This window comes from Shewanella sp. SR1, assembly GCF_020447145.1.
In the GTDB taxonomy this organism is placed as follows: Bacteria; Pseudomonadota; Gammaproteobacteria; order Enterobacterales; family Shewanellaceae; genus Shewanella; species Shewanella baltica.
The window spans coordinates 321847-337218 of sequence record NZ_JAJAEF010000001.1 but is presented as its reverse complement, the minus strand read 5'-3'; the positions used below and the strand labels follow the sequence as shown (position 1 = coordinate 337218).

General features: G+C 47.5%; 13 protein-coding genes. 4 read left to right on the top strand and 9 right to left on the bottom strand.

From position 1 onward, the window contains the following. Entirely contained in the window at positions 1-1503 is a 1503-nt protein-coding gene (locus tag KV201_RS01505) for an SO_0444 family Cu/Zn efflux transporter (RefSeq protein ID WP_226058320.1), read from the top strand. Between the two features lie 114 nt (positions 1504-1617). On the opposite strand, the gene KV201_RS01500 is transcribed toward KV201_RS01505, so the two are convergent. The 3 genes from KV201_RS01500 to KV201_RS01490 all read right to left on the bottom strand — a co-directional run bounded on the left by KV201_RS01500 (position 1618) and on the right by KV201_RS01490 (position 4988). Then, positions 1618-2505: a prohibitin family protein gene (locus tag KV201_RS01500; protein WP_006079914.1), complete on the bottom strand. Its 888-nt coding sequence runs from the start codon at positions 2503-2505 to the stop codon at positions 1618-1620. Between the two features lie 292 nt (positions 2506-2797). Beyond that, on the bottom strand, positions 2798-3499 hold the full coding sequence (locus tag KV201_RS01495; protein ID WP_226058319.1) for a pseudouridine synthase: 702 nt from the start codon (positions 3497-3499) through the stop codon (positions 2798-2800). Between the two features lie 322 nt (positions 3500-3821). Beyond that, positions 3822-4988: an MFS transporter gene (locus KV201_RS01490; protein ID WP_226058318.1), complete on the bottom strand. Its 1167-nt coding sequence runs from the start codon at positions 4986-4988 to the stop codon at positions 3822-3824. A gap of 610 nt (positions 4989-5598) precedes the next feature. Between KV201_RS01490 and KV201_RS01485 the strand changes: the two genes are divergently transcribed. Continuing rightward, entirely contained in the window at positions 5599-6999 is a 1401-nt protein-coding gene (locus tag KV201_RS01485; RefSeq protein WP_226058317.1) for a DASS family sodium-coupled anion symporter, read from the top strand. Positions 7000-7080: 81 nt separating this feature from the next. Here the strand turns inward: KV201_RS01485 and trxC are convergent, their stop codons facing one another. After that, positions 7081-7503 carry a thioredoxin TrxC gene (gene trxC, locus KV201_RS01480; RefSeq protein ID WP_226058316.1) on the bottom strand — a complete coding sequence of 141 codons (423 nt, stop codon included), beginning with the start codon at positions 7501-7503 and terminating at the stop codon, positions 7081-7083. A 238-nt stretch (positions 7504-7741) separates the two neighbouring features. Here trxC and KV201_RS01475 point away from each other — a divergent pair, with 238 nt between their 5' ends. Continuing rightward, the gene (locus KV201_RS01475; protein WP_011845636.1) at positions 7742-8077 is read left to right on the top strand and encodes an FKBP-type peptidyl-prolyl cis-trans isomerase; all 336 of its coding nucleotides are present in this window, start codon (positions 7742-7744) and stop codon (positions 8075-8077) included. Between the two features lie 142 nt (positions 8078-8219). Then, positions 8220-9203, top strand: coding sequence for a diguanylate cyclase (locus tag KV201_RS01470; protein ID WP_226058315.1), 984 nt, complete (start codon positions 8220-8222; stop codon positions 9201-9203). Between the two features lie 27 nt (positions 9204-9230). On the opposite strand, the gene KV201_RS01465 is transcribed toward KV201_RS01470, so the two are convergent. From KV201_RS01465 to KV201_RS01450, 5 genes are all read right to left on the bottom strand, one after another. Beyond that, a complete protein-coding gene (locus tag KV201_RS01465) occupies positions 9231-9656 on the bottom strand; it encodes a DUF1850 domain-containing protein (protein WP_226058314.1) in 426 nt (141 codons plus the stop codon). 42 nt (positions 9657-9698) lie between these two features. After that, the gene (locus KV201_RS01460) at positions 9699-11732 is read right to left on the bottom strand and encodes a TRAP transporter permease (RefSeq protein WP_006079922.1); all 2034 of its coding nucleotides are present in this window, start codon (positions 11730-11732) and stop codon (positions 9699-9701) included. Positions 11733-11934: 202 nt separating this feature from the next. Then, entirely contained in the window at positions 11935-12891 is a 957-nt protein-coding gene (locus KV201_RS01455; RefSeq protein WP_226058313.1) for a TAXI family TRAP transporter solute-binding subunit, read from the bottom strand. 280 nt (positions 12892-13171) lie between these two features. Further along, entirely contained in the window at positions 13172-13294 is a 123-nt protein-coding gene (locus KV201_RS22505) for a hypothetical protein (RefSeq protein WP_006079924.1), read from the bottom strand. 378 nt (positions 13295-13672) lie between these two features. Then, the gene (locus tag KV201_RS01450; protein WP_226058312.1) at positions 13673-15169 is read right to left on the bottom strand and encodes a helicase HerA-like domain-containing protein; all 1497 of its coding nucleotides are present in this window, start codon (positions 15167-15169) and stop codon (positions 13673-13675) included. Positions 15170-15372 lie beyond the last annotated feature (203 nt).

Here is a 15372-nt window from a genome sequence, read left to right as displayed (position 1 = left end):
ATGTTACTGAAGAATTTTATTGATCTGTTTTTAGACTCGGCGCCTTGGTTGTTATTGGGCCTGATTCTGGCTGGGCTATTAAAAGTATTCGTACCAATGGTGTGGATGCAAAAGCAGCTCGGCGGTCACGGTTTTAAAACTGTGGTGAAGGCGGCGTTGCTCGGTGCACCTTTACCTTTGTGTTCTTGTGGCGTGATTCCTGCGGCGGTAGGGTTACGCCGTTCAGGAGCCTCTAAAGCGGCAACTACCTCCTTTTTAGTGTCGACGCCAGAAACAGGCGTCGATTCAATCGCCGTTTCCTACGTGTTACTCGGCCCCTTTATGGCGATCGTCAGACCGATTGCTGCGATTACCAGTGCGATTGTGGCTGGCTTACTCGTTGGCCGCGATGACGACGATGGCAAGCCTGCGGTTAAATCAGAGTCCAAGTCAGCTAGCGACGCACCCGTGGCGGCCTGCTGTGCGTCGAAATCGGCGAGTCAGTCCCAAGCTATTAAAGCTGAACCGGTTAAAGGCTGTTGCTCATCAACTAAAGAGCCAACTTTAGCGCCTGTTAAAGCGGCTGCATCCTGCTGCGGCAATGAAAGTCCTGCAGATAGTGAGCATAAGACTGAGCTCAAGAGTGCGATCAAAATGACGCCAATGGCTGCAACGTCTAGCTTAATGACGGCTCATGGCGGCAGTGTTGCGAACGTCGGTGTGATAAAAGCTGAGAAAACAGCTTCCTGCTGCGCTAGTAAAACAGCTGAATCTGTCACCCCTGAGAAAATCCTTGTGGTGAAAAAAGGTGCCTGTTGCGGTACTTCAAATAAAGCCGAGTCTGGAACACATGATCATAGTGCTCACGGCCATGGTTCTCAAACCCAAGGTGAAGCGGATAGCTGCTGCGCCTCGACTCAAGATATGGCGACTGAGTTAAAGTCGCAATCCGTCTTAAGCCGCGTCGGTATTGGTCTTAAATATGCGGCAACGGATTTAGTGCGTGACACTACCTTGTGGCTGCTGGTGGGTTTATTCTTCGCCGCGCTGGTACAAACCTATGTCCCTGCAGACTTTTTAGCGCAATGGGGCGACGGTATCTTAGCCATGTTAGTGATGGTGTTGGTCTCTGTGCCTATGTATATCTGCGCTACTGCCTCGACACCGATTGCTGCCGGATTATTGCTGGCGGGTGTATCACCGGGGGCCGTTTTAGTGTTTATGATGGCGGGCCCTGCGACTAATATCGCAACGTTAGGTGTGGTGGCTAAAGAGTTAGGTAAACGTGCGTTGTGGGGATACCTGGGCGGCGTGATTGGCGTGGCCTTAGTCGCGGGCATATTGGTCAATTATCTGGTGGATAGCTTTGGCTTTGTGGTGATGCCACAGATTGGTGAGCAGCACCAAATGTTACCTCAGTGGCTAGTGGCAACTTCTGGCATAGTACTGGCGTTACTCATGGCGAAAGTGGTGTTTGAAAAAATTCCTCGAAGCTGGATCCGCCGCAACGATTGCTGTTCTTAATCGGCTCATATTCCGCTCAGTAATTATCGAGCGAATAACGAAAAATCCCAGTGTTAGGGCTAACACTGGGATTTTTATTGTCGATTGATGTTTTTGCTCGGGCTAAACCTAAGCTTAGTTGCCTTTTTTCACATCGATAAAGGGCAGAGTGCCTGTCGGCAGCATAGTCGTCGGTAGTTTGCCGTCCCACTTTTCCGCTTTGGTTAATTCAACTAAGTTTTGATTTTGTGCCAGCGCTTCGGCGCGGCTCTTAATCGCAGAGGCTTCTGCATCACCTTTGATACGAATACTTTCGGCTTCAGCCTTGGCGCGGGCCAATTGCGAGTCTGCCTGTGCTTGCGCTTGGGTGACGGCGATTTGCGCGCTGACGCGTTCTTTCTCTAGATTCTGCAGTTGAGTTTGCACTTCGACTTCGGCGCGCATTCTGTCTTCGACGGATTTTTCATAGGCGTTGGAAAAGTCGATATTCTCAATCTGCACTGAGTTGATTTCTACCGGACCTTTGATTGAGTTAGTGATCGCGCTGGTCACATCAATACCGAATTTGATCCGCTCTTGTACGACTGAAATCGCCGTGTATTTACCGAAGATGTTTTCGACTTGAGTTGGCACTTGTCTGTCGAGCAGGCGCGTGACCATGGCATCGATACTTTTGAAGTTAGCATACACTTCTTCGACGCGGTCTGGCGGTACGCTAAAAGTTACCGATGCGTTAAGCGTCGCAGGCTGTTGATCGCGGCTATAGGCTTGCAGCGAGGTATAACTGGTGGTGTGCGTTTGGGTAGAAATCTTAACCACAGTGTCTATCAGTGGGATTTTAAAACCAAGCCCAGGTTCTGCAGTTCCAATAACTTTACCGTTGCGCAGCAGTACGCCACGTTCACCTTGGTCAACCGTATACCAACTGCCAAATAAAGAGATAAAGAGGATTAACAGAATAACGATGGGGATAATCTTGCTGAGGCCGATTGAGCTCGGTAGATTGAGTTCATTTTTAATCATTTAGCTTCCTTTGCTGGTAACAGTATCGATAAAGCGTGAGTCAGGATTGGTGCTTGATTAGCCTTCAACAAGGCGGCTAAGTGAGCTGTGTTTTAAAAAGCAATGTAACTGAATGGTGAAGTGGTGGCAACAATTCGATAACTGTCGGAATGACGGGACATGTGATGTATTCGCAGCGCCTTAGTGATGGAATTAAGTACCCAGCTCAAGGCTGTTTGTAGGTATGACTTTGTAGGAATGGTTGAATGAACAACACTGAAATGATCGCTGGAAATTGTTCTGCTATAAAAGCTTAGGCCGTGAAGGAGGCTATCTCGGCTAAGGTTAACTCGCGCCATTCTCCAACGTCCACATCTAAGGTAACTGCGCCAATTTGTGCCCTGTGCAGGGCAACCACTTTATTGCCCACGGCGGCGAACATCCTTTTGACTTGATGAAACTTGCCTTCGGTGAGCGTGAGTAGCACGGTTTTTTCATCCACTTGCTGCAGTGTTGCTGGCAGAGTGAGGGCCGTTTCGCCCTGTAATGGCAGCCCTGCGGCAAACGTTGCGGCTATGGCAGCAGTCGCCTCGCTGTCGAGTGGATCTCGTAGTGTTACGCGATAGACTTTTTTGCACTGATATTGAGGCGAGATAATATTAAATGACCAGCGGCCATCGTCTGTGAGTAGCACTAAGCCCGTGGTATCGGCATCTAAGCGACCAACGATGTGTAGGTCAAATGCACGCTCAATATCTAGCAGATGAAATAGCGAAGGGTAGGCGCCATCCACATTTGAACATAAGGTATCAGCGGGTTTGTGCAACATGAAATAGCGGGATGGACGTGGCGCTAGCGGCTTTCCATTCAGGCAGACAGCATTATTTTCATGCACTTGCATTGCGCAGTCTGTCGCGATAACGCCATTGACTGTGACTGAGCCGCTAAGAATGGCGACACTTGCGGCATCACGATTAAGATCTGTGCTTTTACAGAGGAATTTATCGAGGCGCATAGTGAAAAATCTCAGGCAGAGCAGTGAGCACGAGTAAGCGGTATTATCGCGACTCAGGGAGGATAAGCAACTGCTCTGTATAAATGTTAAAACTAAGCGTGTTGATTTTATTATATTTTCTAACTTAATGACCTTTGAGAATCATCTTACGGCTCTTTTTGTGTTGAATTTAGCGCAGGTGTTTCTATTTGAGCCACTCGATGAACATGCCTTCATTAAGTGGCGGCTTATTGAGTGCCAGCCTATTAAGTCACTGAGTTAAGTGCCTGTCTATTAAGTCGCTTCCAATTAAGTAGCAGTGCAAGGTATTTTATGGGGCCTGTTAAGGCGAAGAAAAACTGGGCTTAGTGTTAATAAGTAATTGAGCAAAAATGTAAATACTGCTCAGAATACAGCATATGCCTAAATAAATGAGTAAGCCGAACTCCGTTTGGCCAAAGCGGCTGGCAACTAATGGCCCTATCACTGACCCCACCGAATAGCTCAGCAGCATCACTTGCGCCACTGAAACCATTTGGCTAGCAGGCAAGTTGTCACAAGCCAGACTGATTGCAATCGGGTAAAGGGCAAAAGCGCTGGCGCCAAGTAATAGAAATCCAATAATCAGCGTCATACTTGAATGCTGACTGAGTAGCAATAATGCCGCGACGCCCAGTAGGCTAAAGCTCACTATCAAGCCACTTTTGTTAAATATAGGAGATAAATAACTGACTAAAGGCTGTACTAGCATGCCACCCACTATGATGAGGGCCATAAATTGTCCTGTTTGCTGATCAAGCCCCATATCCAGTGCCACATAAATAGGCAGTAACCCATAGATAGGGCCGAGCAATAATCCAGAGACTAAACATCCCATAATGGCAGGCTGACTTAGGTTTTTTAGCGCAGACAATGACATTGACTGTTGTTCGCTTACCTGAGGTTGACCGCGTTTTACCAATAACGCAGGTAAACTTGCTGCGGCTAATAATCCCATAACCACTAGGTAAGGTAGATTGCCCTTTGTACCTAAATAATCTATGGCTAATTGTCCTATGGCAGTACCGCCATAAAGCGCTGTCATGTAAAGCCCAAGCCGCTTAGCGCGTTGCTTTTGGGTATCGGCCATTAATAGCCATGATTCAACCACCACAAAAATCCCTGCAACCGCAAATCCCGCGACGAGTCGAGAGGCTAACCAGACGCCACTTTTGGGGATTAATATCATAGCGACAACGCTGCAAAGCAGGATATTCAAAAAAAGGATAAAGGCTTTACTGTGACCGATACGGGAAACAATGGGAGCAATACAAGGCGCTCCCAGCAGTAAACCTAAATAAAAAATACTCGCAAGTAATGGGGCAAGTGAAGTGCTGAGTTCGAAAAAAGTGAGTGACAGTGGGATTAAGCTCATCAAGTAGCCAGATGCCAAAGCAAACAAACTTAACCCTGCTACGGGGACGAAAAGACTGGGCTTTTGAGCCGACTGAGTTAAGGCAATTTTTTCCACGGACGGTTCCGAAAACAGACAAATATTATACGCTAGGCAGGGTTGCGGTCGCGACTTTAGGCTGGATCGCTGACAGGGTAAAGTGAGTTAGATTGACTGTGGTGGTGAATAATATTTGTGTTTATTATTCATGTAGATATTGGGTTTTCTATGTTGCTTTGTTGCAATGGTTTTGTGTTGAACGCGTGGTTTCACTGCATCGCTGTTTTAGTGCCCGTTCAACGACAGCTATATTCGATTTAGCGCCACACACATTCAATTTAGTGCCAAATTTGGAGGCTCATACCGAATCCTACAAATAATAAGAAGGTATGATGAATTGGCTATTTATCACCTTGGCAGAAAGCGTGGCGTGATCTATATCGCAGTTTTAAACATTAATAAAATTACAGCATGGGTAAGGTTTTGTTCGATCTTTGCTCGTTTGAAAATTAAAAACAAAGGTGTCGATCAGAATTTGGTGATTATTGTCGCGGATCGGCTATTTATGCGCGCTGTCTCAGCAATAAATGTTGTTGCTGGGTGATAAAATTACAAAATAAACCGCTTTGCCAAGTGTGATCTATGCCCTAAATTTGCGTCAAAATAAAATGGTATTAAGGTTGTAACCATGTCATCAACAGATCCAAGCACTGTTCCACCTCACAAAGCTCCCGTCAGCGAGGGGCTCGATAAAAAGAAAATGCTGATCCTAGCGGCGGATATTGTGCTGTTATTTGCACTCTATTACGGCTTACCTTTCGAACAAGGGGTGAACACGGGTCTGGCGATTCTGGTTTTCGCTGGCATTCTTTGGTTGACCGAAGCAATTCACATCAGTATCACTGCGATTCTCGTGCCTATACTCGCCGTATTCTTTGGGGTGTTTGAAACCAAAGAAGCAATGAGTAGCTTTGCTAATCCCATCATCTATTTATTCTTCGGTGGCTTCGTACTCGCAGCTGCCTTGCACCATCAAAAGATTGATACCTTAATCGCACAAAAGTTGTTGTTAGCCTCTAAGGGCAAACTCAGTATCGCTTGCCTCATGTTGTTTGGGGTAACTGCGCTGCTTTCTATGTGGATCAGTAATACCGCCACCACGGCGATGATGTTGCCATTGGCTCTCGGGATTTTGCAGCAACTAGATCGTGACAAATATCACAGCACGTATGTGTTCTTACTGCTCGGGATTGCCTATTCGGCCAACATCGGCGGTATCGGTACTTTAGTGGGCAGTCCACCGAATGCGATTGCTGCGGCGCAAGTTGGCTTGAGTTTTAGTGACTGGCTCAAGTTTGGTATTCCAACCGTCATCCTCATGTTGCCGTTAATGTTGATTGCCTTATATTGGTATTTTAAGCCGGATCTTTCTGCCAAGTTCGATGTGCAAGTTGAAGCGCAGAAGCTGACGTTCCAAGGTAAATTCACCCTGCTTATCTTCCTCGCGACAGTATGTTGCTGGATTTTCAGTGTGCCATTAGCCAAAGCATTAGGTGGCATCACTCAGTTCGATACCATAGTGGCGTTAGGCGCGGTTGTTTTGCTCGCGGGCTTAGGCTTAGTTGGCTGGAAGAAGATTGAATCGACCACAGATTGGGGTGTACTAATACTGTTTGGCGGCGGTTTAACGCTAAGTGCGGTACTGAAAACCACAGGCACCAGCGTGTTTTTAGCCCACTGGATGACAGATATTTTCGGCAGTACGCACATGTCGTTGTTCGTCTTTGCTGTGATTGCCTTTGTGGTGATGCTGACCGAGTTTGCCAGTAATACCGCCAGCGCCGCACTGTTAGTGCCTGTATTTGCTGCAATTGCCGAGGCATTAGGCGTATCGCCTGTGATGTTATCTGTGCTGATTGGTATCGCCGCGTCCTGCGCCTTTATGCTGCCAGTGGCGACGCCGCCCAATGCGATCGTTTATGGTTCTGGCCATATCAAGCAATCGGAAATGGTGCGAGTAGGTATGATCATCAACTTTATCAGCATGATAGTGCTAGGCATTATCGCCCATGTTTTTTGGGATATCTGATGTCAGTAGATTGAGATCCACGTAAAACAAAATACCCAGCTAGTCTGGGTATTTTTATGGGCGCGAAAAAGTTATCTGCGATTAACTATGGCTTTTTAACCATTGATTTAAGGCTGACTGAGGTAAAGCGCCCGCTTGCTGCGCGAGTATTTTCCCTTGCTTGAAAATCATAAGAGTGGGAATCGAGCGAATATTAAATTGCGCCGCAAGGGCTTGCTGTTCTTCAGTGTTGATTTTGCCGAAGCGAAATTGAGGCTCCCACGTCTTAGCTGCCGCGGAAAATACCGGGGCAAAACTTTTACAGGGGCCACACCAGCTGGCCCAAAAATCAACGACTAGGGGAAGCTCAGATTTATTGGCATGGTTGGCAAAGTTTGCGCTAGTGAGTTCAATCGGCGTAGCCGTAAAGACACTGAGCTTACATTTACCGCAAGTGGGTTGCTGGTTTACACGCTCATAGGGAACGCGGTTTAACGTATCGCAATGGGGGCAGGCAATAATCATGGCAAAGCTCCAAAATAAAACGTCTATACGGCTAATATATTGGGCTAACTGACGGTTATTTAAAGGGGGAGTGATGATGTTATCGCCCATGGTGACCTTATTCTCAAGAATAAAGCAGTGAACCGAGCCGCAGAAATGTGGCAATAGCGCCGACAAGCGTGGTCGTCGGTGATAAAATCCTGCACAAAGTTACATATCACGCAATTTATTAAGTACGAAAAGAAAAGAGAGTGAAGAAATGACCGAATTAGAAGTAATCGATCTGCAAGTGGGTGAAGGAAAAGAAGCGGTAAAAGGCGCGCTGATCACCACCCAATACCGTGGTTTTTTGCAGGATGGCACCCAATTCGATTCATCCTATGATCGCGGTCAGGCATTTCAATGTGTGATTGGCACAGGCCGTGTGATTAAAGGCTGGGACCAAGGCATTATGGGGATGAAAGTCGGTGGTAAACGTAAGTTATTAGTGCCAGCTCATTTAGCCTATGGCGAGCGCCAAGTCGGTGCGCATATTAAACCAAATTCAGATCTCACCTTTGAAATTGAATTGCTTGAAGTGTTGACGCGCGACTAAGCGTGGCATGATAGCGATAGTCTGTGTAAGCTCGATTGGGCCAGCATGATTCTGGCTCATCTTGCACTCCTCGCTATCTTGCTTCGGCATTGAGTGTTTTACACTGAACGAGATTTTCCCGCTTTAATGAAAGAGATTTTTCGTGGCATCGGATACGGCAGCAGAACACATCAAACAGCTTCAGGCTGAAATTGCTCAACTCAAACGCGAAAACGCCCAGTTAACGGCGTTGAATCGTCGTGCCGAAGAAAAACTGTTTGCCGCCCTCGATGGCAATGGCTTGTGCCTGTGGGAACAGCATATTCCAAGTGGGAATTTAACCATTTTCAATATGCGCTGGGGCGAAATGCTCGGTTTTAGTCCTGAAGAATTAGCCGCCCACGTTGATATCTGGAAAAGTAAGTTACACCCAGAAGATAAAGCATGGGTGATAAAAGCCTTTGATGATCATGTCAGTGGCAAGGCCGATTACTATCAGGCAGTACACAGAATGTTGCATAAAGATGGTAGCGTTACTTGGGTGTCTGACCGTGGGCGCATTGTTGAGCGTTTTGCCGATGGCACGCCGCTGCGGATGATGGGCAGTCATATCGATATCACCCAAGAAAAACGCTACGAACTGGATTTGGCACTGTTAGCGCACAGCGATCCCCTCACCAACTTAATGAATCGCCAAGCCATAGCCAAAGCGTTCGATGAGTGTTTGCAACCGGATATGCGCGGTGCATTATTTTTTATCGATCTTGATGGTTTTAAAGCCTTAAATGACCGTCACGGCCATAAGTTTGGCGACAATTTATTGATGCATGTGGCGCATACGTTAGTGTCTCACTCGGGTGAGTTAGCGAAGATCGCTCGACTAGGTGGCGATGAGTTTGTGATCATACTGCCGTCCTCCGATATTGAATCTCTAGCTATGCTCGCACAATCCTTGCTCGATGTTTATCGACAGGGCTTTTTGCTTGAAGGTTGTGACGTGGAGATAGGTCTGAGTATCGGTATCGATATATTTAGCTATGGTGATAGTTTTGCCAAAAGCTGCGATCGCGCGGATGCTGCTATGTATCGCGTGAAACACCAAGGTAAAAATGGCTACCGCTTTTACCAGCAAGCTGATGATTGCTAATCCTTAACCCGCCCGTCATTTACTCGCTTAGCGAACATCAATAGGCGCGACATTTGCCTGTTCACAACCCCACACCTCAACGGCGGCATCTTGCTTGTTCGGCGCGCCAATCCAATGACTCATGGCTTGGCATTGTACCTTACCAGAGACCTGCGCAAAACAAACATCAAAATCTCCCGCTTCGGGTGTGCGACCTAAACGTAATTTAGGCAGAATAGGGAGCTTAGGCCGATAATGCCAGCTGCCATTTTTAAGATAGGCATCATCTGGGATGTCCATGCCTGCACCCGTGCCTTTTACTCTCGCTTCGACCAGCACTAAGCCTTGAGGCGTGACGTGATAGTCTTCCTCCCAGCGGATTTTCTCTATGGTGTGGTTCCATGCCAAGGTGAAGTGCTCTGTGGGCACTTGCGCCCACAGGGTACCTGCTAGGCCTAAACATAGGCCTAGCATAGCTTTACCTTAGACTTATTAACGACGGCTAATCCCAAGAGGTTATCCTTGCTCTGCCAGACGTTTGAGTTTGCGCGCGCGCCAACTGTGCTGCACGATAAACAACAGCGCGAGTCCAAAGCCGATTTCATCGCTCAATGGCGTCGCAAGGATCAAACTTGCCCCCGCAAGGAAGCCGATAACGCGTTCCCACCAGTAGAGTTTTTGTAGTAGATATCCGGTAAAGATCACGCCCCAAATACCAATACCAACCGTTGCCTTCAGCACCACAAAGCCCGTCGCTAATAAGCTATCACCTTGGAGCATCAAGGCTGGATCGTAAACCGCCATAAAGGGGATCACAAAACCTGCAATGGCGATCCGAATCGCCCAGAGACTGATCTTAAGTCCGGATTCCTTCGCAATCGGCGCTGCGGCAAAGCAGGCCAAGGCTACGGGCGGCGTGAGATCGGCCATGATGCCGAAATAGAACACAAACATATGCGACACAATCAAGGGCACGCCTAAGTCGAGCAATGCGGGTGCGGCTATTGAGCTAGTAATAATGTAGTTAGGAATCGTCGGGATCCCCATGCCGAGCACTAGGCAAGTGATCATAGTCAACACGAGTGACAAGAACAGGTTGTCTTGGCCAACGGCGAGAATGTAGCTCGCGAAGGTTGAAGCAATCCCTGTGAGTGACACTATGCCGATAATCACGCCCACTAAGGCGCAGGCAATACCCACAGGCACAGCATGACGCGCGCCTTCAACCAATGCGTGCAAGCAAACGGTGAGGGTTTCTTTGCCGCCCTTAATAAACCAACAAATGGCGACTAGCAGGGCGATAACCCCAAACACGACTCCGATCCCGAGTTGGAAGAAGCCAGCACACAACACCCCAAGGGCAATCCAAAAGGCAATCCGCATTGCCATTGAAGACAACCGCAGGACGATGGCCGAGCCTAAGATCACTATCGAGGTTAGGGCTAAACCAACCATGCCAGAGAACAGCGGCGTTCTGCCCGAAAACAGCAAGTAGACCAAAATAAACAAGGGGATAAGGAGATACCAGCGTTCTTTAATCGCCGCCCAAGGATCGGGACATTGATCTTTTGGCAGGCCACAAAGATTGGCGCGTTTGGCCTCTAAGTGCACCATCCAGAATACTGAGCAAAAATAAAGTAGTGCAGGGATCAATGCCGCTTTAGCTATCTCGATAAAGGGCACGTTAATGGTTTCGGCCATGATAAAGGCCACGGCGCCCATGATCGGCGGCATGATCTGGCTGCCCATACTCGATGTCGCTTCTACGCCGCCGGCGAAGGCGGAGCGATAGCCAAATCGTTTCATCAATGGAATGGTAAATTGGCCAGTGGTGACGACGTTCGCCACTCCTGAGCCAGTAATCGTTCCCATCAGCGCCGATGATACTACAGCGACTTTAGCTGGGCCGCCGAGCTTGTGGCCGAATAATCCCATGGCAAAGTCGGTAAATAAACGGATCATCCCGGCTTGTTCTAAAAAGGAGCCGAAAAGAATAAACAGGAAAATATACGTCGCCGACACATAGGTTGGTGTGCCGTACAAGCCTTCGGTGCCGAAGGCTAATTGGTTGATGATTTGATCGAAGCCATAGCCGCGGTGCATCAAATCGCCGGGTAGGTATTGACCCAATAAGCCATAGGCCAAAAAGATGCCGCAGATAATCGGTAGTGCCCAGCCCATGACTCGGCGCGCCGCTTCAAATACCAATACGATCAAAGTGATACCTATCACCATGTCCGCATCGGTCAGCTCGCCAGAACGTTGAATTAAGTCGGCTTCGAAATACCACTGATAAGCCGCCGTTGCCATGCCTGCTAAACCGAGTAGCCATGCGAGCGGTTGCCAAGGTTGTGATTTACCTCTGGCGGGATAGCTCAAAAAAACCACTAGTAGCAAAAAGCCAATATGGGTGGCGCGCAGCACTTGCGTCGACACGGGATGAAAAGCGGCAGTGATGATTTGAAAAATAGAAAAAATTAAGGCGGTATAGAACAGCGCCTTGGGCCAATCGCCAGTATTAGCGCTGAGACCTTGTTGGGGATCACTCATATTATGCCTCACAGCATTAGACTACAGAGGGCGATATATATACCCAAGCTACCTCAATATACGAGTTTCAGATCCGCTTCAATTCAAGGCGCATCAATGACTGAATTCTACCGTTTGAGGCTGTTTGAATATAAAAGATGCCGTTATTCAACGGCATCTCGATCGCTTAGTTTGGAATAGGGTGCACAGATATCAGCAAAACTTAGAGTGCGCCAACTTCTTTGTAATAACGCTCTGCACCTGGGTGTAGCGGTATCGGCAGATTTTTCGTCGCTTTCTCTAAGCTAATAGATTTAGCGGCTGAGTGCGCGTTACCGAGACGATCTAAGTGCTCGAACATGATCTTAGTCATTTGATAGGCTAAATCGTCCGACACGCCGCTTTGCGTTACTAGCAGGTTTTGAATGGCAACGGTAGAAACGTCAGTGGTTTGGCCTTCATAGGTCGATGCTGGGATCACGCCGTGTTGATAGGCAGGGTTGTTAATCTTAGCGATCACATCCTCTGGAATTTCAACAAAGTTGATTGCCATAGTCGCCGCTAAATCGCGGATGGCTGCCATACCTAGACCAGACGATTGCAAGGTCGCATCTAACTGACGATTTTTGATGAGTTCAACGGATTCGGCATAGGGCAAAAACTCGACCTTACCCATGTCTTCGTAGCTTAAACCGGCCGCCTTAAAAATTGATCTGGCATTGAGTTCGGTACCCGATTTAGGTGCGCCGACAGAGATACGCTTCCCTTTTAAATCGGCCAAAGTTTTAATGCCAGACTCTTTATTGGCAACAATTTGAATGTAGTTAGGGTAAGCAGAGGCGAGCACACGGATTTTATCCAGTGGCGTTTTAAAGCCCGCATCAATATCACCTTGGTAAGCGGCTGCGACTGAGTCACCTAGCGCGAGCGCTAATTCGCCACGGCCCGCTTGCAGTAGATTGAGGTTTTCTACCGAGGCTTTCGTCGCTTGAACTGAAGTTTTAGAGCCTTCGATTCCTGTGCCATAGAGTTGCGATAGGGCAACACCAATAGGGTAATACACGCCACTGGTGCCACCCGTGAGTATGTTAATAAAAGCGGGTGCAGCGGCCATAGTGGCGGCACTGAGTGTGAGTGTCACGGCGGCGCCGACGGCGACAAAACGTTTTTTGATTTTCATTGTGAAATATCCTTATTTTTTATAATGTTATGTAGGGTCTTTCGAGCTTGGAATACCTTAGCCTGCTGAATATAACTACATAAAACCTGAAAAAGGTCAATTAGGCTATAGTCGATAGCTGCTACTTTTGCATCATAAAACGAAGATTTGAGCCGGTTTTGCAGCGGCGATATCTTGGGGCTTAACGAGGTCGGTTTAAGGAAAAACGGACAATAAAAAGGGCTAACCTGAGTTAACCCTATTTGTGTTATTTGAGGATGAACCTTTGAATAACAAGACACTATTTAGTGTTATCTAAGAAACCTTTAGTGGCATTTTTCGCGTGTTTTGCTGCTTTCTTTTCTTTAGCAGACAACAGCGGTTGTTTCTTCGATTCTTTACGGTTTTTTTGCTCTTTACTCATATAAAACTCCATGTACTCTTTGGTTATTCATCAGGCTAATCATGTAAGCCGTACTCAATTGAACCTGTTCCATGATGTCCTGATTGAAGCGAAATTTTGATCTCGAATTACAACATTTTAAAATTACAAATATTTAAAATCATTGATAATTATCTGTGAATTTATTTGCCTCAATGAGCGATTACAGCAAAATAATCTTATCACCGAATTCCGTACCATGATCCATCTATCACTTAGAATAATTAACGCTAATGCTAGCGTTAACCTGTATAAAAAATATGCGATCTATAACACTGTACTCCTATTTTCATGAGAGTTTGTCATTTTGTGCGATCGAATGAGTGGGCTCGAACTAAAGCTTCACTTAGCACTATATGCCTAGCGTCGGCTCGATTTACCTAACATCCCGCCTAATATGCCGCGCAAAATTTGTTTGCCTAATTGGCTGCCGACAGTGCGTGCCGCTTGCTTGGACAAGGTCTCCGCTAAACCTTGGCGGCGTTTATTACCAAAAATAAGTTCGCTGAACCAACCTTGTTCTTCGGCTTTTTGACCCGTTTGGCCATCATTTGCTGTGGATGTGGGGTTGCTGGTGGCAACGCTGGTACGTCTTTGGTTAAGCAGTTCGTAGGCCGATTCGCGGTTGATGGAATGATCGTATTTGCCACCAATCGGGCTTTGGGCGCGGACTTGGTGTAATTCCTCACTCGTGGCGGGTCCCATGCGACAACGCGGCGGTGCGATGAGTGCGCGCTCGACCACAGTCGGCACGCCCTTGTCGGCCAGCATAGACACTAAGGCTTCGCCCACGCCGAGCTGGGATATAACCTCACTGACAACCAGTTTGGGGTTAGGCACAAAGGTTTCTGCGGCGGTTTTAACGGCCTTTTGATCCCTTGGCGTATAAGCTCGCAGGGCATGTTGAATGCGATTGCCTAATTGCCCGAGAATTTCGCCCGGCACATCATCAGGAAATTGCGAGCAAAAATAAACGCCTACGCCTTTTGAGCGAATAAGGCGCATGATCTGTTCGACGCGTTTTAATAAACTCGGTGGGCAACCTTCAAAGAGTAAATGGGCTTCATCGATAAAGAACACGAGTTTAGGTTTTTCGGGATCGCCGACTTCGGGCAGATTCTCGAATAATTCTGACAGTAGCCAGAGTAAAAAACTCGAATATAAACGTGGCGTTAAAATCAGCTTATTCGCCGCTAACAAATTGATGATGCCGCGCCCTTGCAAATTAGTGCGCATTAAATCTTCAAGCTGTAACGCGGGTTCGCCAAAAAAGTCTTTGCCGCCATCGCGCTCAAGTCCTAGCACTGAGCGCTGAATCGCCGCGAGGGATTGGGCGCTGATCAAACCATATTTGGCGGAGACTTCTTTGCGCTCCTCGGCAACCAAAGCAAGCATGGCCCGCAGATCATCTAAGTCGAGCAGTAATAACCCTTGGTCGTCCGCCAGTTGAAATACTATGTCTAAGATGCCGCTTTGGGTGTCATTTAATTCTAAAATTCGGCTGAGTAAGGTCGGGCCCATTTCGCTGATGGTGGTACGCAGTGGATTGCCTTGAACGCCCGCTAAATCCCATAATACCACTGGGTTGGCTTCGTTGTGATAATCCTCTATGCCAATTTGCGCCGCCCTTTGTAGCAGTTTTTCACTTGGGGTGCCCGTCATCGCAAGGCCTGAGATATCGCCTTTAACATCCGTGATAAAAACCGGCACGCCTTGGCGCGAAAAACCTTCGGCTAGGCTCATTAGCGACACGGTTTTGCCTGTCCCTGTAGCGCCGGCAATTAATCCATGACGATTAGCATACTTAAGATTTAAGTGAACCTGTTGATCACCTTTCCCAATCAATAGAGTATTCAAGGGCATTCCTTATGTTAACTTTAGCGCCTGCACATGGATTGCAGAGCCTTATTTAAGCCACTGTAGTGCGTCGTATATGGGTATAAAAAATTCACCATTGAGTGTTGGCCTTAGCGTAATTTATGTCAACATAGGGCGCGAATAAGCTTGAGATTACTGAGCCTGCGCGTGGGATTGGCAATATGCTCCTTGCTGGTGGATAA